General features: G+C 69.1%; 1 protein-coding gene and 1 pseudogene. Both read right to left on the bottom strand.

Annotation, left to right across the window (positions count from 1 at the left end; genetic code table 11):
• A partial coding sequence (locus tag ADK57_RS11210; RefSeq protein ID WP_199830538.1) for a putative T7SS-secreted protein occupies positions 1-2,265 on the bottom strand: 2,265 nt, incomplete at its 3' end.
• Positions 2,265-2,530: pseudogene (locus ADK57_RS11205) on the bottom strand (hypothetical protein); the annotation flags it as partial. The gene ADK57_RS11210 and the pseudogene ADK57_RS11205, both read right to left, overlap by 1 nt.

Raw genomic sequence — 2,530 nt, 5'->3', positions numbered from 1 at the left:
GGTGGTCTGGCCGGACGAGGTGGTCATCGACGTGCGGTTGCCGCGTTCGTCGTACGTCTGGCGGACGACCGTGCCGTCCGTCCTCACCACCTTCACCGGGAGGCCGAGTTCGTTGTACTCGGCCTTCGCCTCGCGTCCGTCGGGGCGGGTCAGGGTGAGGAGGTTGCCTGTGTCGTCGTAGCGGAACGTCGTGACGTGGCCGAGCGGGTCGGTTCTGGACAGCAGGCGGTTGTATCGGTCGCGCTGGAAACGGGTCACCGCGCCCAGCGCGTCGAACTCGGCAACTACCTGGCAGGAGTCGTTGACGACGTAGCGGCGGGTGTGTCCTACGGCCGTGGTCACGGTGGTGACGCGCAGGCCGGTGTCCGGGTCCCTCTCTTCGTAGGAGAGGCGCAGGGCCATGTGCCCGTGTGTGCCGCCCTCGGCGATGCAGCGGTCCTGGTCGTCGTACTCGTAGGTGTAGCCACGGTCGTTCGTGTCGGTCCAGGAGGTGACGCGGCCGGACTCGTCGTACGTGAAACGCAGAGGCAAGCCCGAAGAGTTGACGACCTCCGTCAGGTTGCCTTCCGTGTAGCCGTAGCACATCAACACCTGGTCGGCCGCCGAGAGGCGGAGGGCCGTGACCCTGTCCTCCTCCGTGGAGACGCGTACGTCGTAGCCGGCGCTGGAGACGATCCCGAGGGGGGTGCCCTCGGCGTCGTACTCGAAGGTGATCCAGTTGCCGTTGCGGTCGTCGATTCGTTCCAGGATCGCAAGGCCGTCGCCGCGGTCGGCGAAGTGCCAGGCACGGCGCGTCCGCGGGTCGGTGACGGTGTAGCCGCCGTCCTCGCGATCCAGCGGCCATCGTGGGCCGTGGCTGGGGAGGGTGGGGAGGCCGGGCGCCGGATGCGGGTAGGCGAGGAGCAGGCCGTCCTCGGTGACGAAGACGACGCCCTCGGAGTCGATTTCGAGGCGCTGGTCGAGCGTCGAGGACCAGGAAGGGCCGAACCAGCGGCCGTAGTGGTACCCCGATTCGACGCGGCGTTTGAAGACGAGAGGAAGGGCACCCGGCAGAGTTGCGTCCGTCTGCGGCAGGTACATCTTGCCGGTGCTGAGATCCACCGGGTCCGTGGGGTCTTTCTCGACCTGCTCGCTGGGATTGGCGGTGTCGTTCTCTTGGGGGCGGGTTCTGGCGGTGTCCGCTGCGGAGTGGTCGGCAACGCCCTTCGCGTCATTGCGCGCTGCCCGCTGCGCCGCCTCTTCCATTCTCGCCTTGACCGTGGTCTGCAGTCCGCCCCGCCCCAGCCCTGTCCCCTTGGTACCGACTGCTTCGGGCACCAGTCGGCCGCCGAACTCCAACGGGTCCTTCTTGAAGTCCTCCCACGCAGTCTTTGCCGCGCGCTCGGGATGCGCGGCCGTGGAGACCAGGCCCGACAGCGTCATGCTGACGTTCTGGAGGTGTTCGGCCGGGTGGGCGAGGTTGTACGGGTCCAGCGGGTTCATCCCGCGAGCGGAGTTGATCAGGCCCGCGGCGCCTTTGAACACGCCGCCGGTGAAGTGGGTGAGTTCGGTGTTGACGGCGGCCAGGCCGTCGTCCCAGTCGGACTTGAGCCGCTTGAGGGGTGGCGGTTCGGCGGGTGCGTGGGCCAGAGCCGCGCGGACCGATGCCGCGGCGGTGCCGGCGGCGTCGTCGCGCTGGCGGCGGGCCTCGCCGAGGATCTCCTTGGCGCGTGCGACGGCGGCCTTGTCGTCGGCTTCCTTGCCCGCCTGGTAGAGGTTGATGGCGTCCCGGGCCTGCCCCTGCGCCCACTCGACGGTGTCCGCATACGCCGTCAGGGCCCTGGCCGCCCTGTCGCAGGCGTCCGCCGCGTGCAGCCACTTGACCGGGTGCATGGCGAACTTCTCGCGGAAGGTCTCGGCGGCCTCGCCCTTCCATGCCGAGGAGTCCAGCTTCCGCATGCCCTGACCCACCGTGTCGAACGCGGTGTGGAAGTCCTGCAGATGGTCGGCTGTTCTCCTGATGTCAGCCGGATCACCGTGGACCAGCTGGGTGGGCAGATCCGTCCGGCCGAGCTGCTGCTCGTCCGGGGTGGCGCCGAGGTCGGAGGCGATGCTGTCAACGGCGGCATCGACCTTGTCGGCCCAGTCGTGCGCGCCCATGTCGTCCAGGCGGTCGCTGACGGCGTTCGCGCCCTGGTCGACGCCCTCGCCCACGAGCTTCTTGCCCGCGTCGATGCCGTCCTCCAGCTTGCCGAGGCCGGAGTCGACGAAGTCCCCGATCCCCATCAGCCGGCGTCCCCGCCCCGCCGTTCCTGCTCCGCTGCCCTGCCCTGCTCCTCGGGGTTCACCGGACTCAGCCCCATCGGCGCGATCGTCGGCGAGGTCATGACGTCCCGACCGGTGTCCTTCCAGCCCTCCTTGCTGTTCTCCCACGCCTGGTCGAAGGACTCCCCGCTGTAGTCGGGGTTCGCGAGCGCGGTGTTCTGGTTCAGCTCCTGCCAGCTCATCCGCGTGACGTCGTCCTCGGAGGCGTACGGGTTGCCCGTCACGG

Origin of the sequence: Streptomyces sp. MMG1533 (assembly GCF_001279775.1) — a bacterium.
Classification (GTDB): domain Bacteria; phylum Actinomycetota; class Actinomycetes; order Streptomycetales; family Streptomycetaceae; genus Streptomyces.
This window is presented reverse-complemented; position numbering and strand designations above follow the sequence as displayed.